We start from the raw sequence: 6,117 nt of genomic DNA on the forward strand, positions 1-6,117 counted from the left end.
ATCACGTTCTTGAGATAGGCGTAGGGTTCGACGTCGTTGAGTTTGGCGGTGGCGATCAGCGAGGCGATGATCGCCCAGCGGTCTGCGCCGCGGTCGGAACCGGCAAAGAGATGGTTTTTGCGGCCCAGTGCAACGGGACGGATGGCGCGCTCGACCGGATTGTTGTCGAGCTCGATGCGGCCGTCGTCCAGATAGAGGCAGAGTGCCGGCCAGCGGGCCAGGGCATAGCGTATGGCCTCGGCCACGCCGCCGCGCGGCGGAACCTGCCGCAGCTGATGCTCGAACCATGTCTTGAGCGCTTCGACCAGCGGACGTGCCTGGCTATTGCGCGCCTGCCGGCGCGCATCCGCATCCTGCCCGCGGATATCCTTTTCCAGTGCGTAAAGTTGTGCGATCCGGCGGAGCGCCTCGGCGGCGATCGGCGAGCCGGTCGCTTGCTCGACATCATAGAACTTGCGTCGGGCATGGGCCCAGCAGGCGGCGAGGGTGATGTCGCCACGCCGGGTCAGCTGCTCGAAGCCGGCATAACCGTCGACCTGTAGGATGCCCTTGAAGTGGTCGAGATGGCTGGCAGGGCGTTCGGCCCTGCGATCCGGGCTGTAGAAGTAGATGGCGGCCGGCGGATCGGTACCGCCCCAGGGCCGGTCGTCACGGACATAGACCCACAGCCTTCCGGTCCGCGTTCGTCCGCGGCCGGGATCGAGTACCGGGATCGGCGTGTCGTCGGCAAACAGCTTGGTGGAGGCGAAGACATGCTTCGCCAGCCGGTCATGCAGCGCCTCCAGCCACCAGCTGGCGCCACCGACCCAGTTGGCCAGCGTCGAGCGGTTCAGCCTGACGCCGTGGCGCGCGAAGATCTGCGCCTGGCGGTAGAGCGGCTGGTGGTCGCAATATTTGCTGACCAACACGTGGGCGAGCAGGCCGGGACTGGCGAGACCCTTCGCGATCGGCCGTTCCGGCGCCGGCGCCTGATGGATGGTACCGCAGCCCCGGCAGCCATAGCGGGGCCGGCGGATGCGGATGACGCGCAGCCGTGCCGGAACCCAGTCGAGCATCTCCGACACCGTCTCACCGATGGCATGGATGGCACCGCCGCAATCGGGACAGATCTCGGCATCGATATCGAGATGGACGTCCTCGCGTTCGAGATGATCGGGCAGGCCGGGAGCTTCATCCGCTGGCTTTGCCCTTGTCGCCGGCGCTTCCGGCAGGGTCGCTTCGGCGCGGGCGATATCGGCATCGACATCTTCCAGGCCGAGCAGCATCTGGTCGTTGTCGAGACGTTCGGAGCGACGGCCGAACCGGTTGCGCTGCAGCAGCTTGACGATGTGGTGCAGCCGCTCGATCTCGGCGCGGGCCTCGGCCCGCTCGTGTTCGCGTGCTGCAACAAGATCGCCGATCAGGTGATGCAGCGCTTCGACATCATCCGGCAGGGCGGCGAGATCGATCTCCATGAACCGATTCTACGCCCATCCCGGTCAGGCGCCGAACCCTATTGCACGCTTGAGTCAATTGGCCGCAGCGACCGCATCACCCTGCCAGTGCCGGCCGCCAGCGCTGTTCCGGCGCGCGCCAGTCGATGCCTTCCAGCAAGTGAGAGAGCTGCTCCGAGGTTAGGGAAAGCGTCCGTCCCGGCTCGACATTGGCTGGCCACACGAAGACGCCATGTTCCAGCCTCTTGGTGAACAGACACAGTCCCGTGCCATCCCAGAACACGATCTTGATGAGATTGGCCTTGCGCCCCCGAAACACGAAAAGATGGCCGGTAAACGGGTCCTGATGCAGCACCTCCTGGACGAGCACGGCGAGCCCATCCATCCCCTTCCTCATGTCGGTATAGCCGAAGGCCAGATGCACCTTGGTGCCGGCGGGAAGCAGATTCATGACACGGCCTCCCCATCGACGATCTCGACATCGACGAACCGCACCTGTTCCTCCTGGCGCCAGCGGCACAGCACGCGCCGGGCAATGCCGTAGCGTCGCGCCACTTCGGAGACGCTGGCGCCGGGCCGGGCGATCTCGGCCAGGATATGGGCGCGCTGCGCATCGGTGAATCGACGCCGATGACCGCTGCGTACCGGTTGCACGACCGGTGCTTCGTCCAGGTCCAAACTGGGATAAGTCACGTGACTTAAGGTGTGACCAAAGGTGTGACTATGCCTGTGACTTGGGGTGTGACTTATCCCGCCACGGCGATAGAGCAGCTTGCGTACTGGCGCTTCCGGTTCGGCTTTGAACTTGGCCCGCCAGTTGCCGAAAGCCTTCAGCGACAGGCTGTGAACCTCGCAATACTCCCGCTGATTCAAATCGCTACGCTTCCAGGCTTCATGATGCGCCCGCCAGAAAACCTCGCCATAACGAGCTCTTGGCAATGATTGGTCCGTCATTCTCGATCTCCTCTCGCTTCAACACTGTGAAGCCGAGAAAATCGGAAATCTGCCAATCATACCAAGTGTGTAGAAAATGGACGATTACCTGCTTCCGAATTTGAATACCCTGAAGTGTAAGCAAAATTCCCTGCAAGTGGTACAGAAACTCCCTGCTAAGTAATTGCCTGATACTGGGCTAAGCAATTGAATTATCGTGGAAAGTGCGGCTGTAAGGTGTGGAAAACCGCTAATTCTCCGGAATTTCCCTGCATTTTTCCCTGTTACCAGGGAAATTTTGCCGGAGACTACCCCGCTGCAGACTGCGCACACAGCCACTCAGCCTCCACTATTCCGATATTTTCCTGTCTCTCCGATTTCCTTAAATATTTCAAGAATTTAGCGGAACAAGCGCATCAGGTTGTCGCGCGAGAGACACGATTCCTGCCGCGATTTGGCAGAAAGTCTCGGTTTGCAATTTTGGCGCTTCGACTTTGGCGGAGAATGATGCAGTTGGATCGGGCTGATCATGTGGGATCTTCGAAAATTGAGGCTCATTGCCTCATCGGTATCCAAACGGCAGCCGTTTGGGCTGCCGTTTTTAGACGATCGAAACCAGTTCTATGCTGCGAGTACCTTTTCATCCCGCAAAGCTTCAATCAGCAATTCCGCAACCTTTTCCGATGAACTTGGGTTTTGCCCTGTGACAAGGCGGCCATCACGAACAGCGTATGGTTTGAAATTCTCTCCTTTTTCAAACCGGGCTCCCTTGTTCCTGAGCTCGGTTTCGAGCAGGTAGGGAACAACTTCGGTCAATCCTACCGCTTCTTCTTCACTGTCGGTGAAACAGTTGACGCGCTTGCCCTTCACCAATGTGTCGCCAGAGTTCAGTTTCGCATTGAGCAATCCGGACGGGCCATGACAAACGGCCCCAACGACCGCGCCGCTCTCATATGCCTCGGCGACAAGTTTGCCGACCGCGTCGGTCTGGGCAAAATCCCACATGGTACCGTGACCGCCGGGCAGGAAGACCAACTCGTAAGCTCCCGGATCAATCTCGGAGACCTTCTTCGTGTTTTCCAGTGCTTGCATGGACGCATCATCAGCAAGGAATCGGTCAACAGTTTCTGTTATTCTGTCTGCTGCAGCTGATTTCGGGTCCGCGGGCGGTTTGCCACCTTTTACACTTGCGAATTCTACATCAAGACCAGCGTCCCGGAATGTCCAGTAAGGAGCTGCCAGCTCTTCCCAGTAGAAACCAGTGTCGTTGCCGGTATCTCCCAGCTTTTCATGCGAGGTTACCAAAATGAGTGCTTTGATCGACATTGTAGTTCTCCCTTGTTTGTTCGAACGGATTGTTCTGCTCGGACAGATGGGTATTTCATCATGGAGATAAAGACCCTTGTCTGAGATACTTGGCTTGCTGACGTGTGAGAATCGAAAGGGGAGGTTGCTTGGCTGAAGTCCATGACCTGGTAATAAGAGACGGCCGGATCGTTACGCCAGGTCGCCTTGTTACGGGCGATCTTGCTATCCGTGATGGCAAGATAATCGATATCGGCAAAGTCTCGGGTAAAGGGCGACGCGAGATCTCTGCAGCGGGCAAATGGGTAATGCCGGGTGGGGTGGATCCGCATGCTCATATCGAACAGCTATCCGGTATGGGGCTGATGAATGCGGATACCTTCGAGACGGCAACAAGATCTGCGGTCATGGGCGGAACCACGAGTGTCATCTGTTTTGCAGCTCAGCAGAAAGGTGAGCGCCTCGTCGATACGGTCAATGCGTATGCCCAGCGCGCCTTGCGCGGCGCAATGATCGATTACGGTTTCCACATTACGATATCCGATACGAGTGTACCTTCATTTGAAGTCGATATGCAGAGATTGATTTCGGAAGGCCACCGATCTCTCAAGGTCTTTACCACCTATAATATCCGACTGGATGACGGGCAGATCCTTTCGGTCATGACCGCGGCGCGAGAACACGGCGCACTGGTATGCGTTCACGCGGAGAACGATGCAATCATCTCCCGGAGCAGGGAAGAACTTATCAAGAGTGGCAAAATATTACCTCGAGACCATGCCCTGTCACGGCCTCGAATGGCAGAGATTGAGGCCGTCGAACGGATGTGTCGTTTTGCCGAGTACCTGAACCAGCCGGTAATGCTGTTTCACATTTCGACCAAAGAGGCAGCTGAGGTGGTCGGCGCGGCGCGCAAGCGTGGCGTGCCGGTATGGGCCGAAACCTGTCCCCATTACCTGTTCATGACGGCAGACGTGCTGGATCGTTCCGACGGGGCAAAATGGATGTGTTCGCCGCCACAGCGGGAGCCGGCTGATCAGGCGGCACTTTTCGGCGCGCTGGGAAAAGGAGACCTTCAAATCGTCTCTTCGGACCACGCGCCTTACCGCTACGATGAAACGGGCAAGCTGGCAGCTGGACCCGGTGCCGGTTTCCATCAGATTGCAAATGGGTTGCCTGGCCTTGAGACCAGGTTGCCTCTTATGTTCGATGAAATGGTATCGAAAAAGAAAGATCCGATGGCCTTTGTCAGGCTGACCTCGAGCGCGCCTGCCGATATTTACGGGCTGACTTGCAAAGGGGCCCTGCAGACTGGAAAGGATGCTGATATCGCGATCTGGGATCCCGAGCGATCAGTTACCTATGGCCCGGACGATCTGCATGACAATGTCGGATACAACCCCTGGGAAGGTCGAACGGTGAAAGGCTGGCCCGAGACGGTGATCCTGAGAGGTAATATCCTGCTTGAGGGAGGGCAATTCCTGGGAAAACCGGGGCAGGGGCGTTGGCTGGCACGGGCAAGGTACGACCAGCTTAAAAGGGGAGCATAGCTCAATGCAAAGGCCGGATACCCCAGCAGAACTTGCAATCACGTTCTTCTACTATCGTGATTTGCCAGCAGCGATGAAATTTTATGAGGATGTCCTGGGTCTGTCGCTAGCCATCGACCAGGGATGGAGCAAAATATACCAGATCTGTCCGGGTGCTCATGTCGGATTGGTGGATGAAACAAGGGGCATGAACAAGTGGGCTGCAACGAAACCCGTTCAGCTTTGCATGCGTGTCCGGAACGTTGATGCCTGGTACACCTATCTGAAAGAAAGATCTGTCGACAATCTTTCGGAACTCTTTTCCAACGAGGAAATCGGAATTCGGGCGTTCGTCTTTACCGATTCCGAGGGCTATCAAATCGAGATCCAATCTGCTTTGCATACCGGAGCCTGAACCAGCAGAGGAGTCTGGTTTCAAATTTCCTTTCTGCTCATGCTCAATCCCGGGGAGATAACCATGCTTGATGAAACCGCCAGCGGAGTTTTCACAATAGCTGTCACGCCGTTCATGCCTGATGGCAGCCTGGATCTCGAGAGCATCGACCGGATGGTTGATTTCTATGTTGAGAAAGGGGCGAACGGTCTCACAATACTCGGCATGATGGGTGAGGCGGGGAAGCTGTCTTCCGATGAATCCCAGGCCGTGGTTCGTCGTACAACTGCCCGAACTGATCTGCCTGTCGTGGTCGGTGTGAGTGCCCCGGGTTTTGCCGCAATGAAGGCTCTTGCGGAATCGTCTATTGAGGCAGGTGCTGCCGGGGTGATGGTAGCGCCTCCTTCGACGCTAAAGACCGATGGCCAGATCGTCAGCTACTACCGCGGTGTTGCTGAAGTCCTTGGCGACATACCTTTTGTATTGCAGGATTTTCCGCTGATCACCAACGTGGTGATCTCTG

General features: G+C 57.4%; 6 protein-coding genes and 1 pseudogene. 3 read left to right on the forward strand and 4 right to left on the reverse strand.

Going from position 1 to position 6,117, the window contains the following annotated elements:
* From Q0M35_RS16410 to Q0M35_RS16425, 4 genes and pseudogenes are all read right to left on the reverse strand, one after another.
* Positions 1-1,376: pseudogene (locus Q0M35_RS16410) on the reverse strand (IS66 family transposase); the annotation flags it as partial.
* A 154-nt stretch (positions 1,377-1,530) separates the two neighbouring features.
* Positions 1,531-1,884, reverse strand: coding sequence for an IS66 family insertion sequence element accessory protein TnpB (gene tnpB / locus Q0M35_RS16415; protein WP_295317350.1), 354 nt, complete (start codon positions 1,882-1,884; stop codon positions 1,531-1,533).
* A complete protein-coding gene (locus tag Q0M35_RS16420; RefSeq protein ID WP_295317351.1) occupies positions 1,881-2,387 on the reverse strand; it encodes a transposase in 507 nt (168 codons plus the stop codon). The genes tnpB and Q0M35_RS16420 overlap by 4 nt, the downstream gene beginning before the upstream one ends.
* A 600-nt stretch (positions 2,388-2,987) precedes the next feature.
* On the reverse strand, positions 2,988-3,686 hold the full coding sequence (locus tag Q0M35_RS16425; protein WP_366519680.1) for a type 1 glutamine amidotransferase domain-containing protein: 699 nt from the start codon (positions 3,684-3,686) through the stop codon (positions 2,988-2,990).
* Positions 3,687-3,820: 134 nt separating this feature from the next.
* Here Q0M35_RS16425 and hydA point away from each other — a divergent pair, with 134 nt between their 5' ends.
* The 3 genes from hydA to Q0M35_RS16440 all read left to right on the forward strand — a co-directional run.
* Positions 3,821-5,221, forward strand: a complete 1,401-nt coding sequence (hydA, locus tag Q0M35_RS16430) for a dihydropyrimidinase (protein WP_295317353.1) — start codon at positions 3,821-3,823, stop codon at positions 5,219-5,221.
* A gap of 4 nt (positions 5,222-5,225) precedes the next feature.
* Complete coding sequence (locus Q0M35_RS16435) at positions 5,226-5,615, forward strand: VOC family protein (protein WP_295317354.1); 390 nt, start codon at positions 5,226-5,228, stop codon at positions 5,613-5,615.
* Positions 5,616-5,678: 63 nt separating this feature from the next.
* Positions 5,679-6,117 (forward strand): dihydrodipicolinate synthase family protein (locus Q0M35_RS16440; RefSeq protein WP_295317355.1); only part of this gene is annotated, 439 nt, incomplete at its 3' end.

Source organism: Roseobacter sp., from assembly GCF_024639605.1.
Classification (GTDB): Bacteria; Pseudomonadota; Alphaproteobacteria; order Rhodobacterales; family Rhodobacteraceae; genus Roseobacter.

What these genes read in the sequence shown, in the direction of transcription:
- tnpB (WP_295317350.1), bottom strand. Translation starts at nt 1,884, where the DNA reads ATGAATCTGCTTCCCGCCGGCACCAAGGTGCATCTGGCCTTCGGCTAT.
- Q0M35_RS16420 (WP_295317351.1), bottom strand. Translation starts at nt 2,387, where the DNA reads ATGACGGACCAATCATTGCCAAGAGCTCGTTATGGCGAGGTTTTCTGG.
- Q0M35_RS16435 (WP_295317354.1), top strand. Translation starts at nt 5,226, where the DNA reads ATGCAAAGGCCGGATACCCCAGCAGAACTTGCAATCACGTTCTTCTAC.